The following is a 16,660-nucleotide window of genomic DNA, read 5'->3' on the forward strand; positions in this document are numbered from 1 at the left end:
ACGCGAGTTTTTGCCATGACAGCAGCGCCCAAACCTGTGGTTTTGATGATTCTGGACGGCTTCGGTTACAGTGAATCTCCCGACTCCAACGCCATCATGGCAGCCAGGACGCCGGTCTGGGACAAGCTCTGGGCCAGCGCGCCGCACACGCTGGTATCCGGCTCGGGCATGGATGTTGGCCTGCCGGACGGCCAGATGGGCAACTCGGAGGTTGGCCACATGAACCTGGGTGCGGGCCGTGTCGTCTATCAGGACTTCACCCGCGTGACCAAGTCGATTCAGGACGGCGACTTCTTCGACAATCAGGTGATCTGCGCAGCGGTCGACAAGGCAGTGGCTGCCGGTCGCGCAATACACGTCATGGGGCTGCTGTCGCCGGGCGGCGTGCACAGCCATGAAGAGCAGTTGGCGGCGATGGTCGAGCTGGCGGCCCGCCGTGGTGCCGAGAACATCTATCTGCACGCCTTCCTCGATGGTCGGGATACGCCGCCAAAGAGCGCCGAGCCCTCGCTGCAGATGATGGAAGATACCTATGCCCGCCTCGGCAAGGGTCGCACCGTCAGTCTGATCGGCCGCTATTACGCGATGGATCGTGACAACCGCTGGGAGCGGGTCGAGGCTGCATACAATCTGATCACCGAGGGTCGCGGCGAGTTCGGCGCGCAGACCGCAGCCGATGGTCTGGCTGCCGCCTACGAGCGCGGCGAGAGTGACGAATTCGTCAAGGCCACCACTATCGGTGCGCCGGTCAGGGTCGAGGATGGTGACGCTGTCATCTTCATGAATTTCCGCGCCGACCGCGCCCGCGAACTGAGCCGTGCCTTCGTTGAGCCGGGTTTCAGCGGCTTTGCCCGCCAGCGCGAGCTGAAGCTGGCCGGCTACGTGATGCTGACGCAGTACGCCGCCGACATTCCGGCGCCCTGCGCCTACCCGCCGGCAACACTGGAAAACGTGCTGGGTGAATACCTGGCCAAGCAGGGCAAGACCCAGCTGCGTATCGCCGAAACCGAAAAGTACGCCCACGTGACCTTCTTCTTCTCCGGCGGCCGTGAAGAACCGTTCGAAGGCGAAGAGCGGATCCTGATCCCGTCCCCGCAGGTTGCGACCTACGACCTGCAGCCGCAGATGAGTGCGCCGGAAGTGACCGATCGCATTGTCGAGGCCATCGAGCAGCAGCGCTACGACGTGATCATCGTCAACTACGCCAACGGCGACATGGTCGGCCACACCGGTGTCTTCGACGCGGCAGTTGCTGCAGTCGAATGTCTCGACAGCTGCATTGACCGTATCAGCACCGCATTGGCCAAGGTCGGTGGCGAGGCGCTGATCACCGCCGACCACGGCAACGTCGAACAGATGTCCGACGAGCACACCGGGCAGGCGCACACGGCGCACACCTGCGAGCCGGTGCCCTTCGTCTATGTCGGCCCGCGTCAGGTCGAGCTGCGTGACGGCGGCATCCTGTCCGACGTTGCACCAACCCTGCTGACCCTGCTCGGCCTGCCGCAACCGGCCGAGATGACGGGTCGCAGCATCATCACCAGCGTGAAGTAAGCGCCGATGCCCAGTGCTCAGCAGGGACGCTGGCGTCGGCCGCTGATGGCCATGCTGCTGGCTGCGATATGTGGTTGGGTTGCACCACTGGCCGCAGATCAGCCGTCAGATTCGCGTGCTGCCCGTGCCGAGCTGGAGAAGGCCCAGGCGGATATTGAGCGGCTGAAGGACATGTTGCAGGGCCTGCGGCAGGAGGTCTCCGGCATGGAGGCCGAGCTGAAGGAAAGCGAGACGGACATTGGTCGCCTGCAGCGCGAACGACGCGAGCTTGAGCAGCAGATTCGCGATGGCGAGAGCCGTCTGATCGACCTGCGAGAGCAGACCCGCACCCTGCAGGCTTCGCTCAAGGCCCAGCAGCAGCAGATCGCCCGTCAGGTGCGCGCCGCCTATATGGCCGGTCAGCAGAGCTATTTGAAGTTGCTGCTGAATCAGGATGACCCGGGCCGCATGGCGCGGATGCTGCGCTACTACGACTACGTCGGCCAGGCGCGGGTCGGGGAAATCACCCGTTTCAACGACACCATCGCCGAGTTGCAGCAGGCCAGCGCACAGATAGTCACCCAGCAGACGAGCCTGCAGCAGCAGCGCGAAGGGCTGGCCGAACGTACCGCCGCACTTGAAACCCAGCAGCGCAAGCGCAGCCAGTTGCTGGCGTCACTGCAAGGTCAGCAGCGCAGTCAGGCCGAACAGCTGCGCGCCCGTGAAGCCGAGCGCGCCGAGCTGACACGCTTGATCAAGCGTCTCGAGGAAGCCGTAGTCAGCATCCCGGTGCCGGCAGGTAACCTGCCCTTCGCCCAGGCACGTGGCAAGATGCCGTTGCCGGTCAGGGGGCAGGTGGCGGCGCGTTTCGGCAGTCAGCGCGGTGCCGATTCCCGATTGAAGTGGGATGGGCTGGTAATCAATGCGCCGAGCGGAACCCCGGTCAATGCCATTCACGGTGGCCGGGTGGTGTTTGCCGATTGGTTGCGTGGCTCTGGGCTGCTGCTGATTCTCGATCACGGCGGTGGCTATCTGACCCTGTATGGCCACAACCAGACCTTGCTGAAGGAAGTGGGAGCCTGGGTGCAGCCCGGTGAGCCCATTGCCACCGTCGGCAGCAGTGGCGGGTTGAGCGAGCCGTCACTGTATTTTGCCATTCGTCACCGTGGTCAGGCGCTGGATCCGCTGGGCTGGTGTATGCTGTCCGGGTGACAGCGCCCGCTGCAGATCACGGGTGGTTGTTGAATATTCCGGACTGGAGAGTTACATGATCGCAGCGCGTCGTCTGTTGGTGGCCGGGTTTGCCCTGGCCTTTGGCCTGTCACAGGTTCAGGCTCAGGAGTCGGCTTCCCAGCCCGCTACCGCACCGCTGCCGCTGAACGAGCTGCGCACCTTCGCTGAGGTATTCGAACGCATTCGCGGCTCCTATGTCGAGCCGGTGGACGACGCCACCCTGCTGGAAAACGCCATTCGCGGGATGCTCGAGGGGCTTGATCCGCACTCCGCCTACCTTACCCCGGAAGATTACACCGGCCTGCAAGACTCCACCGAAGGGCAATTCGGCGGTTTGGGCATTGAAGTGGGGCAGGAAGACGGCTTCCTCAAGGTCGTATCTCCGATTGACGACACCCCCGCCGCCGAGGCAGGTATCGAGGCCGGCGACCTGATCATCAAGATCGACGATCAGCCGGTAAAGGGCATGAGTCTGATGGACGCGGTCGACAGCATGCGCGGCGAGCCGGGTTCCGAGGTTCGACTGACCCTGGTGCGTGGCGAAGGACGCCCGTTTGAGGTGACCCTCACGCGCGCGATCATCAAGGTCAAGAGCGTCAAGACCGAGGAGCTTGAGCCGGGCTATGCCTATTTGCGCGTTACCCAGTTTCAGATCAACACCGGTGACGAGGTGCGGGCGGCGATCAATCGCCTCAATGCCAACGGTCAGCTCAAGGGGCTGGTGCTCGATCTGCGCAACAACCCCGGCGGCGTTTTGCAGGCGGCGGTCGAGGTGGTCGACAGCTTTGTCGACAGCGGCCTGATCGTCTACACCAAGGGCCGCCTCAGTAACGCCGAGATGCGTTTCAATGCGACCAGTGCCAATCCCTCCGGCAGCGTGCCGCTGGTGGTGCTGATCAACGGTGGCTCGGCCTCGGCTTCCGAGATCGTTGCCGGTGCTCTGCAGGATCTGGGACGCGGTGTGATCATGGGTACCGACAGTTTTGGCAAGGGCTCTGTGCAGACCGTATTGCCGCTGAACAATGACCGGGCACTCAAGCTGACTACCGCGCTTTACTACACGCCGAGCGGACGCTCGATTCAGGCCCAGGGCATCGTGCCGGATATCCGTGTCGAGCGCGGACATCTGACAGTCGACGAGGGCGAGGTCGGCTTCCGTGAGGCCGATCTGGCTGGCCACATCAATAACGCCAGTGGCAACGAGCGGCCCACGGGCAGCGAGCCCAAGCCGGAGCGCAGCCTGCTCGACGACGACTATCAACTGACCCAGGCGCTGAGCCTGCTCAAGGGGCTGAACATCGCCACACGTGCGCGCGCCGCAGACTGATAAATGAGCTGGACCTTTCTGTCGCGCGTTGGCGTGTTGCCTGCGCTTGTGCTGGGTTTTGCGCTGTTGCTGGGCGCCTGCTCGGACGAGGAGTCGCCGGAAAAACCTGCGCCCGTCCCGGTAACAGCTACGGCACCATCAACCGAGTCGTCTGACCTGCCCGTGGTCGAGGCGGACGCTGCTGTTGGTCCCGTCGTCCCGGGTGATGCGCCGCCGGCTCCAGCGGACGAGGTGCCCTCGGTGGTTGTCGAGCCCGAACCGGTTCCGCCGGCGTCGCCCATCGAACCGCCCTTGATGCCGCAGTTGGCGATCATCATTGATGACGTGGGCCAGAGCCTGCCGGTTGGCCGCCAGTTGGTGGCTTTGCCTGGTCCGGTTGCACTGGCCATCCTGCCGTTTCTTCCCCACTCACAGCTGCTGGCCACCGAAGCCGCGGCAGCCGGCAAGCCGGTGATGCTGCATCTGCCGATGGAAAACATGGCCGGCCTGTCGATTGGCCCCGGCGGGTTGACCACGGCCATGTCGGAAGCCGAGTTTCGCTCCCGTTTGCAACTCGCCCTGAATGCCTTCAGTCCGATTCAGGGTGTCAACAACCACATGGGCAGTCGTCTGACTGCGGATCGTCAGCGCATGGACTGGCTGATGCAGGTACTCGCCGAGCGGCATCTGTTCTTTGTCGACAGTCGCACTACCGCTCAGACTCAGGCTGTTTTTTCCGCCAAGGCTGCACAGGTGCCGAGCGTGTCACGCGACGTATTCCTCGATAACCAGCGGACCGAGGCGGAGATTGATTACGAGTTCGCTCTGGCTGTCGCCAAGGCGCGCAAGGACGGCGCGGCGGTACTGATCGGTCATCCGTATCCTGAGACCGTGCGCTATCTGGAGCGGCGGTTGCCGCAACTGGAGGGAGAGGGTGTGCGGTTGGTGAGTGTGCAGGCGTTGTTGGAGCGTTAGCTGCTTGATCGTTGATCGCTCCCATGCTCCGCGTGGGAGCGCCCGTCAGGGCGTGCATCTCTGGTGCGTTCAGTTTTGCATGGCATTGCCGGCTGCGGTGTCGCCTGACAGATGGCTTTTCGCCTTTTACGGCGAGCCAAGGGGGGCCGCTTGCCCAGCCCCCCTTAGCGATCCCCCGGGGCACCCGGCTACGCGGCCCTTCGGGTTCGCTGCGTTGCTCGGCCTGGCGGGGGACGGCAGAACTCGTCGCTGCGCTCCTCAGACATGCTGCCGTCCTGTTTCCCGCCAGCCCTGCGCTACTCGCCCGCGTAAACGGGACTGGAGTCCGTGCGCGCTCCGCCGTCGCTGATCGTTCCAATGCTCTGCGTCTCACCGCCGCTTATCGGTATGCGTAACGTCCGTGCGGTCAGTATCCCAGGCAGAGCGTGGAAGCCGTCAGTGATATCAGAGACGCATCTCGATGCCGCGCTCGGCCATATAGGCCTTGGCTTCGGCAATGCTGTATTCGCCGAAGTGGAAAATGCTCGCCGCCAGCACCGCATCGGCGCCGCCATGCAGTACGCCGTCGGCCAGGTGCTGCAGGTTGCCGACGCCGCCGGAAGCGATCACCGGGATGTGCAGGGCGTCGCTGATGGCGCGGGTTACGCCCAGGTCGTAGCCGCTCTTCACACCGTCCTGATCCATGCTGGTCAGCAGAATCTCGCCAGCGCCCAGCTGTTCCATCTTCTTCGACCACTCGACTGCGTCCAGCCCCGTTGGCTTGCGTCCGCCGTGGGTGAAGATCTCCCAGCGGCCGGGTTCGTTCGGGCCGGACACGCGCTTGGCGTCGATCGCCACAACGATGCACTGCGAACCGAAGCGATCCGCCGCTTCGCCGACGAACTCCGGGTTGAACACCGCTGCGGTGTTGATGGATACCTTGTCCGCGCCGGCGTTGAGCAGGTTGCGAATATCCTGCACGGTGCGCACGCCGCCACCGACGGTCAGCGGAATGAACACCTGGCTGGCCATGCGTTCGACCGTGTGCAGCGTGGTGTCGCGCTCCTGATGGCTGGCGGTGATATCGAGGAAGGTGATTTCGTCCGCGCCCTGCTCGTTGTAACGACGAGCGATTTCCACCGGATCACCGGCGTCGCGGATGTTCTCGAACTTGACGCCCTTGACCACGCGACCATTATCGACGTCGAGGCAGGGGATGATGCGTTTGGCCAGGGGCATGGGCTTTCTCCGAAAGCAGCTGCAAGCGACAAGCTTCAAGCTGCAAGCAAAATCAGTAAACCGGCGCGGACAGCTTGCCGCTTATGGCTTGTGGCTTGCCGCTGCGTTGTCACACAGCGCCTGCGCTTCAGCTACATCCAGCGTGCCTTCATAGATTGCACGGCCGGTGATGGCGCCGATGATGCCGGGGGCGCGGGCGTCGAGCAGGGTCTGGATGTCGCCGATGTGGTGAATGCCGCCGGAGGCAATCACCGGGATCGAGGTGGCGTTGGCCAGCGCGGCGGTCGCTTCAACGTTGCAGCCCTGCATCATGCCGTCTTTGGCGATGTCGGTGTAGACGATGGCACTGACGCCGTCGGCTTCAAAGCGCTTGGCCAGGTCAACCACCTGAATGCTGCTGACTTCGGCCCAGCCGTCGGTGGCAACGAAGCCGTCTTTGGCGTCTAGACCCACGATCACCTTGCCCGGGAACGCGCGGCAGGCTTCGCCGACGAACTCCGGCTCTTTGACCGCCTTGGTGCCGATGATGACGTAGCTGACGCCCGCCTTGACGTATTCCTCGATGGTTTCCAGCGAGCGGATACCGCCGCCGATCTGGATCGGCAGGTTCGGGTAGCGGCGCGCGATCGCGGTGACCGCATCGCCGTTGACCGGCTTGCCCTCGAAGGCGCCGTTCAGGTCAACCAGATGCAGGCGGCGGCAGCCGGCTTCAACCCATTTGGCGGCCATGGCGACCGGGTCGTCGGAGAACACGGTGGCGTCTTCCATCAGGCCCTGACGCAGGCGCACGCAGGCACCGTCTTTCAGGTCGATAGCGGGGATGATCAGCATGTCTTTTTCCTTTGGAAAAAGAGCTTCAAGCTTCAAGCTTCAAGCTTCAAGCGGTCTGGCTTGTGGCTTGCAGCTTGTGGCTTGTCGCTCGATGTTTACCAGCGCCCATCCCAGGCGAGAAAGTTGCTCAACAGCTGCAGGCCGTTGGTGTGGCTTTTCTCGGGGTGGAATTGGGTGGCGAATACGTTGTCCTGGGCCAGTGCGGCGGCGAAGTCGACACCGTAGTGGCAGCGCCCGGCCAGCTGGCCGCTCTTGTCCGGCGCAGCGTAATAGCTGTGCACAAAGTAGAAGCGGGCATCCTGCTCAATGCGGTGCCAAAGCGGGTGGTCGATGGCCTGCTTGACCTGATTCCAGCCCATGTGCGGGACCTTCAGGCGGGTGCCGTCGGCTTCATGCAGCTCATTGCCAAAGAAGCGCACCTTGCCCGGGAACAGACCGAGGCAGTCAACACCGCCATTCTCTTCGCTGTGCTCCAGCAGCATCTGCATGCCGACGCAGATGCCGAGCAGGGGCTTTTCCCTGGCGGCCTGACGGACCACGCCGTCGAGTTCGAGCTGGCGCAGTTCGCTGACGCAGTCGCGAATGGCACCAACGCCCGGCAACAGCACGCGGTCGGCGGCGAGGATGATTTGCGGATCACTGGTCACGTCGACCTGGCGGGCGCCTGCATGTTCAAGCGCCTTGGCAACCGAGTGCAGGTTGCCCATGCCATAGTCGATGACGGCTACATGGCTGCTCATGGCTTACAGGCAACCCTTGGTCGACGGGGTGATGCCGGCCATGCGTGGATCTTCTTCAATCGCCATGCGCAGCGCGCGGCCGAAGGCCTTGAACACGGTCTCGATCTGGTGGTGAGTATTCACACCACGCAGGTTGTCGATGTGCAGGGTGACCTGGGCGTGGTTGACGAAGCCCTGGAAGAATTCCATGAACAGATCCACGTCAAAGCCGCCGACGCTGGCGCGGGTAAAGGGCACGTGCATCTGCAGGCCGGGGCGGCCGGAGAAGTCGATCACCACGCGCGACAGCGCCTCGTCCAGCGGCACATAGGCATGGCCGTAGCGGCGGATGCCTTTCTTGTCGCCGATGGCCCTGGCAAACGCCTGGCCGAGGGTGATGCCGACGTCTTCGACGGTGTGGTGGTCGTCGATGTGCAGGTCGCCGCGGGCCTTGATGGTCATGTCGATCAGGCCGTGACGGGCAATCTGGTCGAGCATGTGCTCAAGGAAGGGAACCCCGATGTCGAAATCGGCCTGGCCAGTGCCATCGAGATTGATGGCGACCTGGATCTGGGTTTCCAGCGTGTCGCGCGCGACGCTGGCCTTACGCTCAGCCATGGGTGTCTCCGCTGATGGATGCATTCAAAGGCGTGCATTATACGTGCCTGCCAGCCAGAAGGGCTACCGGTGACTGATGGGGTCTGCCAATCGGCTTGATAGGAAGGGCTATTGCCGGACCATGGCTGACGGCACAATGGCAGCGAAACAGGAGGAGAGCTGCGCGTGGATGTGGATCTGGTGGTCATCGGAGCAGGGGTTGTCGGGCTGGCTGTCGCACAGCGCATGGCGCGCGGCGGCCGCAGCGTGCTGGTGCTGGAGCAGGAAAGCAGCATTGGTCAGCATTGCTCCAGCCGCAACAGCGAGGTGATTCACGCGGGTATCTACTATGCGCCGGGCTCGCTCAAGGCGCAGCTTTGCCGGCATGGGCGCGACCTGTTGTATGACTGGTGCCGCGCCCATGCGGTGCCGCATCACGTCATCGGCAAGCTGCTGGTGGCGGTCACCGAAGACGAGATTCCCGCACTTGAACGGTTGCAGGCCAACGCCGCGGCCAATGGCGTCGAGCTGCTCTGGCAGAGTGCCGACGATGTCGCCGCACGTGAACCGCAGGTGCGGGCGGTGGCCGGACTGTTCTCTCCGCTCACCGGGATTGTCGACAGTCATGCGCTGATGCAGTCGTTCGAGGCGGCGCTGCAGGTCGCCGGCGGCGAGCTGTACTGCAACACCCGGGTCGCCGGGCTGGAGTCGATCAGCGGAGGGCTGCGCGTGACCGGCACCAGCGCGGGCGAGCCCTTCGTTGTCAGCGCTCGACAGGTGGTCAACGCCGGCGGGCTGTTCGCGCAGCAGGTGCAGGCTGCCGCCGGTGCGGGTGAGATCCCGCCGTTGCAGCTGTGTCAGGGGCGCTATTTCAATTACAGCGGTCGCTCGCCCTTTTCCCACCTGGTCTACCCCATGCCGGAAGCCAATGCGGCAGGGCTCGGCGTGCATGCGACGCTGGATCTTGGTGGACAGCTGCGCTTTGGCCCGGATGTGCGCTATATCGATCAACTGGATTATCAGGTCGACGAGGGTTTGCGCGATGTCTTTGCCGGCGCGATTCGCCGCTACTGGCCCGATTGCGATGCCCGGCGGCTGCAGCCGGCTTACGCCGGCGTGCGGCCCAAGCTGTCCGGCCCGGGGGAACCGGCCCGGGATTTCGTCATCCAAGACCACACGACTCACGGTATTGTCGGGCTGGTCAGCCTGCTGGGGATCGAGTCCCCGGGCTTGACTGCCTGTTTGGCGCTGGCCGAACAGGTCGCGATCAGGCTGGATGCCGTGTAGGCTGCATGCAGGCGGCGCGGAGGCCGCAAACGACAAGGAGCAAGTATGAAATCCTTTGCCAAGGTATTGGGGATGGTGCTGGCAGGCATCGTCATTCTGGTGATCGGCGCGCTGTTCTTCCTGACCCGGATGTTTGACCCCAATGACTACAAGGACGACATTCGTCAGGCCGCGCGTGAGCAGGCCAATGTCGAGCTGACGCTGGATGGTGATATCGGCTGGTCGCTGTTTCCCTGGCTTGGTATCGAACTCAAGAACGTGGGTGTGGCGCCGGTGGCAACGCCCGATCAGCCGCTGGCCTCCGTTGGCAGCCTTGGCCTGGGCGTGAAGGTACTGCCGCTGCTGCGCAAGCAGCTGCGCATGAGTGACGTGATTCTCGACGATATCCAGCTGCAACTGATGCGTAACGACAAGGGTGTTGGCAACTGGGAAAGCGTCGGCCCGCAAGCCAAGCCCGAAACGGCAGGTGCGGGAGGCGACGGTGCAGCCGGCGAAGAGTCGGCGGACAGTGGCCGCAGCTTCGATATCACCGTCGAAAGCGTGCGGGTGACCAACGCCAGCGTGCGCTACGAAGACCGCCAGAGCGGCCGCATCCTGAGTCTGGATGAGGCCAACTTCATGACTGGCGCACTGATTCCCGACGAGCCCTTCGATGTGTCTTTTCAGGGACTGCTGACGACTGATCAACCGGCCATGCGGGTGCGTGTGGATCTGTCCTCGGTGGCGACCCTGCAGCCTGAGAGTCAGCGCTATCAGCTCAGCGCTGTGGACCTGAAGGTCGACGCCAGCGGTGAGCCGTTCGACGGTCGTGCGGTTAATTTCCAGCTTCAGGGCGACGGCATGCTTGACCTTGCCGAGCAGGTTGCCGAGCTGAGCCAGCTGCGGCTGTCGCTGGCGGATATGCGCGCGACTGGCCAGGTGAAGGTGACGGGGCTCAGCACCGAGCCGCAGCTGACCGGTCGGCTTGACGTCGCTGCCTTCGATGCCCGTGACCTGCTGCGTGACATCGGCCAGCAATTGCCGGAGATGGCAGACCCCGGTGCGCTCTCGAGTGTGGCGCTGTCGGCCAACCTCAAGGGCGGTGCGAGCAGCATCATGCTCAACGACCTGCAGTTGGCGCTGGACGGCTTTGCGCTCAACGGCTCGCTGGGCGTCGCTGACTTCGAGCGTCAGGCGCTGCGCTTTGACCTGAGTGGCGACAACCTCAATCTGGATAACTACCTGCCGCCGCGCGATGCGGGTGAGAGCACTGGTGCTGCTGCCGGCTCCGGTGGCAGCCGCTCACAGTCGGCGCCGGAGGAGTGGAGCGATGAAGCGCTGCTGCCACTGGATGTGCTGGCGAGCCTGGACGTGGACGGCAAGCTGGCGCTGCAGCAAGTCACCCTGACCGGACAAAATATCAAGCCGTTCAGTGTGGCAGTAAAGGCGCGTGACGGCCTGGTACGGCTGACGCAGCTCGATGGCGGCATCTTCGGTGGCACCTTCGCGGCCAGTGGCAGTATCGACACCCGCAAGACGCCGGTCAGCAATGCGCTGAAAGCGCAGCTCAAGGGGATTGATTCGGCGGCCGCGCAGCAGGCTTATGATGTGCCGCAGCAGGTTCGCGGCCTGATGGATCTGAATCTGGATGTCACCGCTGGCGGCAACAGCCTGCGTCGCTGGATGAACAGCCTGAACGGCTCGGCCAACTTCAAGGTAGATGATGGCGCGCTGCTCGGCGTGAATCTGGAGCAGCAGGTTTGTCGCGCTATTGCACTGGCCAATCGTAAGTCCTTGAGCGCCGAGCACGGCAGTGAAGACACGCCGTTCGAGCAACTGAGCGGCAGCTTCACCATTCGAAATGGCGTGGTCAGCAACCGTGATCTGGTGGCTGACCTGCCGGGGCTGGCCGGCAAGGGGCAGGGCGAGATCAATCTGCCGGATCAGCGGATTGATTATCGGCTGGGCTTGCTGCTGGAAGGTGATCGCAGCGAGATGCCGGACGAGGCCTGCCAGGTTAATGAGCGCTATGCCGATATCGAGTGGCCGATCCGTTGCAATGGCTATCTGCATAACGCCGGCAGCAGCTGTGGTGTGGATACCGAGGGTGTGGGCAAGATCGCCGCCAAACTGGTGGGTAACGAAGTGCAGCGCAAACTGGAAGAGCGCATTGACGATTCTCTCGGCGACAAGGCACCGGAACTGCGTGACGCCATCAAAGGGCTGTTTTCACGGTGATACCTGAGGTTTTTGCCCAGCGCGTGCTGGACTGGTATGACGAGCATGGGCGGCACGACCTGCCCTGGCAGCAGGATATGACCCCCTATCGGGTCTGGGTGTCTGAGATCATGCTGCAGCAGACGCAGGTGGCCACGGTCATTCCCTACTATCTGCGTTTCATGCAGGAACTGCCGAGCGTTGAGGCGCTGGCGGCGGCTGACGAGGATCAGGTGCTGCACCTGTGGACCGGGCTGGGTTATTACAGCCGAGCGCGCAATCTGCACAAGGCTGCCAGGCTGGTTGTCAGTCAGCTCGGCGGCGAGTTTCCGCGCAGTGTCGAGGGGCTGTGCGCGCTGCCGGGCATTGGTCGTTCCACTGCGGGCGCGGTGGCATCGCTCAGCATGGGCATTCGTGCACCGATCCTGGATGGCAACGTCAAGCGGGTGCTGACCCGCTTCGAGGCGGTCGACGGCTGGCCCGGCGAGAAGGCGGTACATGACCGTTTGTGGCGCATGGCCGAGTCGCTCACGCCCCAAAACAGGGTGGCCCACTACACCCAGGCGATGATGGACCTCGGCGCGACCCTGTGTACCCGCAGCAATCCATCCTGTCTGCTCTGCCCGCTGCGCGATGGCTGCAAGGCGCGCGCGCTGGGCGAACCGAAGCGCTTTCCGGCATCGAGGCCGCGCAAGGTATTGCCGGTGCGCAGCTGCGTGATGCCGCTGCTGATGAACGAGGAGGGCGCCGTCTGGTTGCAGCGCCGGCCGTCCAGCGGCCTCTGGGGCGGGCTCTGGTGTCCGCCGCAACTGGATGCCGAAGACGAGCTGGCCGACCTGCTCGGCCGCTTGCAGATGGCTGCGCATGAGCGCGAGGCGCTGGCGCCCCTGCGGCATACCTTCAGCCATTTTCATCTGGACATTCAGCCCCTGCTGCTGCGGGTCTCGGCGCGTCCTGCCGTGGCCGAATCCGGGCAGGTCTGGTATAACCTGCGGCACCCTGAATCGCTGGGTCTGGCGGCTCCCGTGAAGAAGTTGCTGCGCCAGATCGAAGCGCGAGTTCCGTCACTGGCCTGAGAGGAGTTTGTCGATGACACGCATGGTGATGTGCCGCAAGTACAAGAAGGAGCTGCCGGGGCTGGACCGACCACCCTATCCGGGCCCGAAGGGGCAGGCGGTTTTTAACGAAGTGTCGCGCAAGGCTTGGGATGAGTGGCAAAAGCACCAGACCATGCTGATCAACGAGCGCCGTCTGAACATGATGGATCCCGAGGATCGCCGCTTCATCCAGCAGGAAATGGACAAGTTCCTGGCCGGTGAAGAGTACGCGCAGGCCGAGGGTTACGTTCCTCCCAGCGAGTAATTTGCCGGTAAGCAGCTGAAAAAATGGAAAATATTTTCCAGGGTGCTTGACAGGTCGAGGCGCAATCTATTTAATGGCGCCCACGTTGCCCGGGTAGCTCAGTTGGTAGAGCAGGGGATTGAAAATCCCCGTGTCGGCGGTTCGATTCCGTCCCCGGGCACCACTATTTAGAAAGCCCGCTGGCAACCCCAGCGGGCTTTTTTGTTTTTAGTGATTCGAGGCGTCTGGCATCGGGGTTGGCAAGACTCTTGCCTGTTAATTGCCCGGTGTGACCGAACGGCTGATCTTGGTCATGGTTGGCAGCTGTGCTAGGTTTGCCATCAGTACCGCACTCGGATGACTGCATAGGGAACGCTTCCCGATGGCATCGCACCACGAGTGTGATAGCCCCATACCTGACGGCCAACACAGCCTGGTGGATATTGATACGTGACTTCACCCGCTCTGGAAGTGCGCAACCTGCACAAACGTTACGGCGACCTTGAGGTTCTCAAGGGCGTTGATCTGGTCGCCCGCGACGGCGACGTTATCTCGATTCTCGGCTCTTCCGGGTCCGGCAAGAGCACCATGCTGCGCTGCATCAATCTGCTGGAGAACCCCCATCAAGGGCAGATCCTGATCGCTGGCGAAGAGCTCAAGCTCAAGCGCAGTCGGCAGGGCGACCTGGTTGCCGCAGACAACAGCCAGATCAACCGACTGCGTGCCCGCGTCGGTTTTGTCTTTCAGAACTTCAATCTCTGGCCGCACATGAGCATCCTCGACAACATTATCGAGGCGCCGCGCCGTGTGCTGGGCCAGTCCAAGGCCGAGGCCGTTGAGGCGGCTGAGGCCTTTCTTGAGAAGGTGGGGATCGCCGACAAGCGCCACGCCTTCCCGGCACAGCTTTCCGGTGGTCAGCAGCAGCGCGCAGCGATTGCCCGCACACTGGCCATGCAGCCACGCGTGATCCTGTTCGACGAGCCTACCTCCGCCCTCGATCCCGAGATGGTGCAGGAAGTATTGAACGTGATCCGCGCGCTGGCGGAAGAGGGGCGTACTATGCTTCTGGTAACCCACGAGATGGGGTTCGCCAGGCAGGTATCGAGTGAAGTGGTATTTCTGCACCAGGGGCAGGTCGAAGAGATCGGCACTCCGGAGCAGGTATTCGGCAATCCCGTTTCCGAACGCTGCCGACAGTTCATGTCAAGCCATAAGTAAGGAGTCCTTCCATGAAGCAATACAAGAAAGTCTTGCTGGCAGTCGCCACAGCGTTGTTTGTAAGTGCTCCCGCCGTTGCCGAGAGCCTGCGTATCGGCACAGAAGGGGCCTACCCTCCCTTCAACCAGATCGACGCCAGTGGAGAGGTTGTCGGCTTTGACCTGGATATCGCCAAGGCACTGTGTGCCGAGATGCAGGTCGAGTGCACCGTTGTGACCTCGGACTGGGATGGCATCATTCCGGCTCTGAACAACAACAAGTTCGACTTCCTAGTCGCCTCCATGTCGATCACCGACGAGCGCAAGCAGGCGGTAGACTTCACCAACCCCTACTACACCAACAAGCTGCAGTTCGTTGCGCCCAAGTCGTCTGACTTCGCTACCGACGAAGCCAGTCTGAAGGGCAAGACCATTGGCGCGCAGCGCGCGACCATCGCCGGCCAGTGGCTGGAAGACAATCTGGGTGATGTGGTCGACATCCGCCTGTACGACACCCAGGAGAACGCATACCTGGACATGAGCGCGGGCCGTATTGACGGTGTGCTGGCCGACAACTTCGTGCAGTACGAGTGGCTGCAGAGCGATGCTGGCGCAGACTTCGAGTTCAAGGGCGAGCCGGTGTTCGACAACGACCAGATCGGTATTGCCGTGCGCAAGGGCGACCCGCTGCGCGAGCGTCTGAATGCGGCGCTGCAGACGATCGTCGAGAACGGTACCTACGAGACCATCAACGCCAAGTACTTCCCCTTCAGCATCTACTGATGACCAGTCGGGCCCTGCGGGGCCCGACCTGGATGTAAACTCATGCCTGATCTTCACGGTTTTGGTCCAGCCCTGCTCGAAGGGACCTGGATGACTCTACGTCTGTCACTGGCCGCGCTGGTGTTCGGCCTGCTGTTTGGCCTGCTGGGTGCCTCCGCCAAGGTCTCCGGCAATCGCGTTGCGCGGTTGTGCGGCGGCTTTTACACGTCGGTGGTGCGTGGCGTGCCGGAGACCGTCTGGGTACTGATGATGTACTTCGGCACGGTGTCGGCGATGAATGCCATCGGTGCCTGGTTTGGCAATCCGACCCTGTCACTGAGCCCGTTTGTTGCTGGTACCCTGGCGCTGGCGCTGTGCTTTGGTGCCTACGCGACCGAGGTGTTCCGTGGTGCGTTGCTGGCCATTCCCAAGGGGCAGAAGGAAGCCGGCCTGGCGCTGGGCATGTCGAACCTGCGGATCTTCTGGCGCATTACTCTGCCTCAGCTCTGGCGTGTTGCGCTGCCCGGGCTCGGTAACCTGTACCTGATCATGCTCAAGGATACAGCGCTGGTCTCGCTGATTACCCTTGAAGAGATCATGCGCAAAGCCCAGACCGCGGCGAATGCGACCAAGGAACCGTTCACCTTCTATCTGCTGGCCGCGTTGATCTACCTGTTCCTCACGGTCTTTATCATGGCAGCGATGCACTGGTTCGAGCGTCGTGCCAACCGGGGTTTTGTGAGGACTGAACTATGACCTGGGCCGAACGCTGGGCGCTGATCGAGCGCTTTTTGCCGCAACTCTGGGACGGTACCCTGGTTACCCTGCAGCTGGTCGGGCTGGCGGTGGTCATCGGTCTGTTTTTTGCCATTCCCCTCGGGCTGGCGCGGGCGTCGCGGCACTGGTATATCCGGGCGCTGCCCTACAGCTACATTTTCTTCTTCCGTGGCACACCGCTGCTATTGCAGCTGTTTTTGGTCTATTACGGCATCTCCCAGTTCGAAGTCGTGCGCAAGAGTTTCCTCTGGCCCTATCTGCGCGAGCCATACTGGTGTGCGCTGATCACCATGACCATGCATACCGCAGCCTATATCGCCGAGATCCTGCGCGGCGCGATTCAGGCGGTACCGCCGGGTGAGGTCGAAGCTGCGCGGGCGCTGGGCATGTCCCGCCGTCAGGCGCTGCAGTACATCATCCTGCCACGTGCCATTCGCATCGGTCTGCCGGCCTACGGCAATGAAGTGATCCTGATGCTCAAGGCCAGTGCCGTGGTCTACACCATCACCATGATGGACATCATGGGCGTAATCCGCACCATCAACTCGCGCACCTACCAGTACGAGCTGTTCTTCCTGGTAGCCGGGGTCATGTATCTGATCATCACGCTGGTCTTTACCCAGCTGTTCCGGCTGGTCGAGCGCTGGCTCAAGGTTGACGCCAGCCGCCAGCAACGCTGACCCCTGCGG

16 protein-coding genes and 1 tRNA gene are annotated in these 16,660 nt (G+C 62.8%); 13 read left to right on the forward strand and 4 right to left on the reverse strand.

Going from position 1 to position 16,660, the window contains the following annotated elements:
* Positions 1–15: 15 nt before the first annotated feature.
* The 4 genes from gpmI to ACZ5WQ_RS15535 are packed head-to-tail and all read left to right on the forward strand — an operon-like array spanning position 16 to position 5,047.
* Positions 16–1,554: a 2,3-bisphosphoglycerate-independent phosphoglycerate mutase gene (gene gpmI, locus ACZ5WQ_RS15520; RefSeq protein WP_464382614.1), complete on the forward strand. Its 1,539-nt coding sequence runs from the start codon at positions 16–18 to the stop codon at positions 1,552–1,554.
* A gap of 6 nt (positions 1,555–1,560) precedes the next feature.
* Positions 1,561–2,745, forward strand: a complete 1,185-nt coding sequence (locus ACZ5WQ_RS15525) for a murein hydrolase activator EnvC family protein (RefSeq protein ID WP_233048820.1) — start codon at positions 1,561–1,563, stop codon at positions 2,743–2,745.
* Positions 2,746–2,800: 55 nt separating this feature from the next.
* On the forward strand, positions 2,801–4,093 hold the full coding sequence (locus ACZ5WQ_RS15530; RefSeq protein WP_464382615.1) for a S41 family peptidase: 1,293 nt from the start codon (positions 2,801–2,803) through the stop codon (positions 4,091–4,093).
* A 3-nt stretch (positions 4,094–4,096) separates the two neighbouring features.
* Entirely contained in the window at positions 4,097–5,047 is a 951-nt protein-coding gene (locus ACZ5WQ_RS15535) for a divergent polysaccharide deacetylase family protein (protein ID WP_464382616.1), read from the forward strand.
* A 444-nt stretch (positions 5,048–5,491) separates the two neighbouring features.
* Here ACZ5WQ_RS15535 and hisF read toward each other — a convergent pair whose 3' ends face one another.
* The 4 genes from hisF to hisB form a co-directional block, all read right to left on the reverse strand.
* Positions 5,492–6,265: an imidazole glycerol phosphate synthase subunit HisF gene (gene hisF, locus ACZ5WQ_RS15540; protein ID WP_088276179.1), complete on the reverse strand. Its 774-nt coding sequence runs from the start codon at positions 6,263–6,265 to the stop codon at positions 5,492–5,494.
* Positions 6,266–6,346: 81 nt separating this feature from the next.
* Entirely contained in the window at positions 6,347–7,096 is a 750-nt protein-coding gene (gene hisA, locus ACZ5WQ_RS15545; RefSeq protein ID WP_233048822.1) for a 1-(5-phosphoribosyl)-5-[(5-phosphoribosylamino)methylideneamino]imidazole-4-carboxamide isomerase, read from the reverse strand.
* Positions 7,097–7,191: 95 nt separating this feature from the next.
* The gene (gene hisH, locus ACZ5WQ_RS15550; protein WP_088276176.1) at positions 7,192–7,836 is read right to left on the reverse strand and encodes an imidazole glycerol phosphate synthase subunit HisH; all 645 of its coding nucleotides are present in this window, start codon (positions 7,834–7,836) and stop codon (positions 7,192–7,194) included.
* Positions 7,837–7,839: 3 nt separating this feature from the next.
* Positions 7,840–8,433 (reverse strand): imidazoleglycerol-phosphate dehydratase HisB, encoded by a 594-nt coding sequence (gene hisB, locus ACZ5WQ_RS15555; protein ID WP_269688164.1) that lies wholly within the window; start codon positions 8,431–8,433, stop codon positions 7,840–7,842.
* Between the two features lie 225 nt (positions 8,434–8,658).
* Here hisB and ACZ5WQ_RS15560 point away from each other — a divergent pair, with 225 nt between their 5' ends.
* The 9 genes from ACZ5WQ_RS15560 to ACZ5WQ_RS15600 all read left to right on the forward strand — a co-directional run bounded on the left by ACZ5WQ_RS15560 (position 8,659) and on the right by ACZ5WQ_RS15600 (position 16,651).
* Complete coding sequence (locus tag ACZ5WQ_RS15560; protein ID WP_269688667.1) at positions 8,659–9,699, forward strand: NAD(P)/FAD-dependent oxidoreductase; 1,041 nt, start codon at positions 8,659–8,661, stop codon at positions 9,697–9,699.
* A gap of 45 nt (positions 9,700–9,744) precedes the next feature.
* Positions 9,745–11,916 carry an AsmA family protein gene (locus ACZ5WQ_RS15565; RefSeq protein ID WP_464382617.1) on the forward strand — a complete coding sequence of 724 codons (2,172 nt, stop codon included), beginning with the start codon at positions 9,745–9,747 and terminating at the stop codon, positions 11,914–11,916.
* Positions 11,913–12,971: an A/G-specific adenine glycosylase gene (gene mutY / locus ACZ5WQ_RS15570; RefSeq protein WP_464382618.1), complete on the forward strand. Its 1,059-nt coding sequence runs from the start codon at positions 11,913–11,915 to the stop codon at positions 12,969–12,971. Before ACZ5WQ_RS15565 ends, mutY begins: the two co-directional genes overlap by 4 nt.
* 13 nt (positions 12,972–12,984) lie before the next feature.
* Positions 12,985–13,257 carry an oxidative damage protection protein gene (locus ACZ5WQ_RS15575; RefSeq protein WP_088276171.1) on the forward strand — a complete coding sequence of 91 codons (273 nt, stop codon included), beginning with the start codon at positions 12,985–12,987 and terminating at the stop codon, positions 13,255–13,257.
* Between the two features lie 87 nt (positions 13,258–13,344).
* Positions 13,345–13,420, forward strand: a tRNA-Phe gene (locus tag ACZ5WQ_RS15580).
* Positions 13,421–13,686: 266 nt separating this feature from the next.
* On the forward strand, positions 13,687–14,454 hold the full coding sequence (locus ACZ5WQ_RS15585; protein ID WP_228245752.1) for an ABC transporter ATP-binding protein: 768 nt from the start codon (positions 13,687–13,689) through the stop codon (positions 14,452–14,454).
* An 11-nt stretch (positions 14,455–14,465) separates the two neighbouring features.
* A complete protein-coding gene (locus tag ACZ5WQ_RS15590; protein WP_228245753.1) occupies positions 14,466–15,215 on the forward strand; it encodes an ABC transporter substrate-binding protein in 750 nt (249 codons plus the stop codon).
* Positions 15,216–15,257: 42 nt separating this feature from the next.
* Positions 15,258–15,950: an ABC transporter permease gene (locus ACZ5WQ_RS15595; protein ID WP_088276167.1), complete on the forward strand. Its 693-nt coding sequence runs from the start codon at positions 15,258–15,260 to the stop codon at positions 15,948–15,950.
* Positions 15,947–16,651: an ABC transporter permease gene (locus ACZ5WQ_RS15600; RefSeq protein ID WP_088276166.1), complete on the forward strand. Its 705-nt coding sequence runs from the start codon at positions 15,947–15,949 to the stop codon at positions 16,649–16,651. The genes ACZ5WQ_RS15595 and ACZ5WQ_RS15600 overlap by 4 nt, the downstream gene beginning before the upstream one ends.
* Positions 16,652–16,660 lie beyond the last annotated feature (9 nt).

It is taken from the genome of Halopseudomonas sp. T1L2 (assembly GCF_055397385.1).

Bases quoted from the DNA above. Each gene is read 5' to 3' on its own strand.
- hisA (WP_233048822.1), bottom strand. From the start codon at position 7,096: ATGCTGATCATCCCCGCTATCGACCTGAAAGACGGTGCCTGCGTGCGC.
- ACZ5WQ_RS15590 (WP_228245753.1), top strand. From the start codon at position 14,466: ATGAAGCAATACAAGAAAGTCTTGCTGGCAGTCGCCACAGCGTTGTTT.
- ACZ5WQ_RS15565 (WP_464382617.1), top strand. From the start codon at position 9,745: ATGAAATCCTTTGCCAAGGTATTGGGGATGGTGCTGGCAGGCATCGTC.
- ACZ5WQ_RS15600 (WP_088276166.1), top strand. From the start codon at position 15,947: ATGACCTGGGCCGAACGCTGGGCGCTGATCGAGCGCTTTTTGCCGCAA.
- ACZ5WQ_RS15535 (WP_464382616.1), top strand. From the start codon at position 4,097: ATGAGCTGGACCTTTCTGTCGCGCGTTGGCGTGTTGCCTGCGCTTGTG.
- hisB (WP_269688164.1), bottom strand. From the start codon at position 8,433: ATGGCTGAGCGTAAGGCCAGCGTCGCGCGCGACACGCTGGAAACCCAG.
- ACZ5WQ_RS15575 (WP_088276171.1), top strand. From the start codon at position 12,985: ATGACACGCATGGTGATGTGCCGCAAGTACAAGAAGGAGCTGCCGGGG.
- hisH (WP_088276176.1), bottom strand. From the start codon at position 7,836: ATGAGCAGCCATGTAGCCGTCATCGACTATGGCATGGGCAACCTGCAC.
- ACZ5WQ_RS15530 (WP_464382615.1), top strand. From the start codon at position 2,801: ATGATCGCAGCGCGTCGTCTGTTGGTGGCCGGGTTTGCCCTGGCCTTT.
- ACZ5WQ_RS15560 (WP_269688667.1), top strand. From the start codon at position 8,659: ATGGCGCGCGGCGGCCGCAGCGTGCTGGTGCTGGAGCAGGAAAGCAGC.
- ACZ5WQ_RS15525 (WP_233048820.1), top strand. From the start codon at position 1,561: ATGCCCAGTGCTCAGCAGGGACGCTGGCGTCGGCCGCTGATGGCCATG.
- hisF (WP_088276179.1), bottom strand. From the start codon at position 6,265: ATGCCCCTGGCCAAACGCATCATCCCCTGCCTCGACGTCGATAATGGT.
- ACZ5WQ_RS15595 (WP_088276167.1), top strand. From the start codon at position 15,258: ATGCCTGATCTTCACGGTTTTGGTCCAGCCCTGCTCGAAGGGACCTGG.
- gpmI (WP_464382614.1), top strand. From the start codon at position 16: ATGACAGCAGCGCCCAAACCTGTGGTTTTGATGATTCTGGACGGCTTC.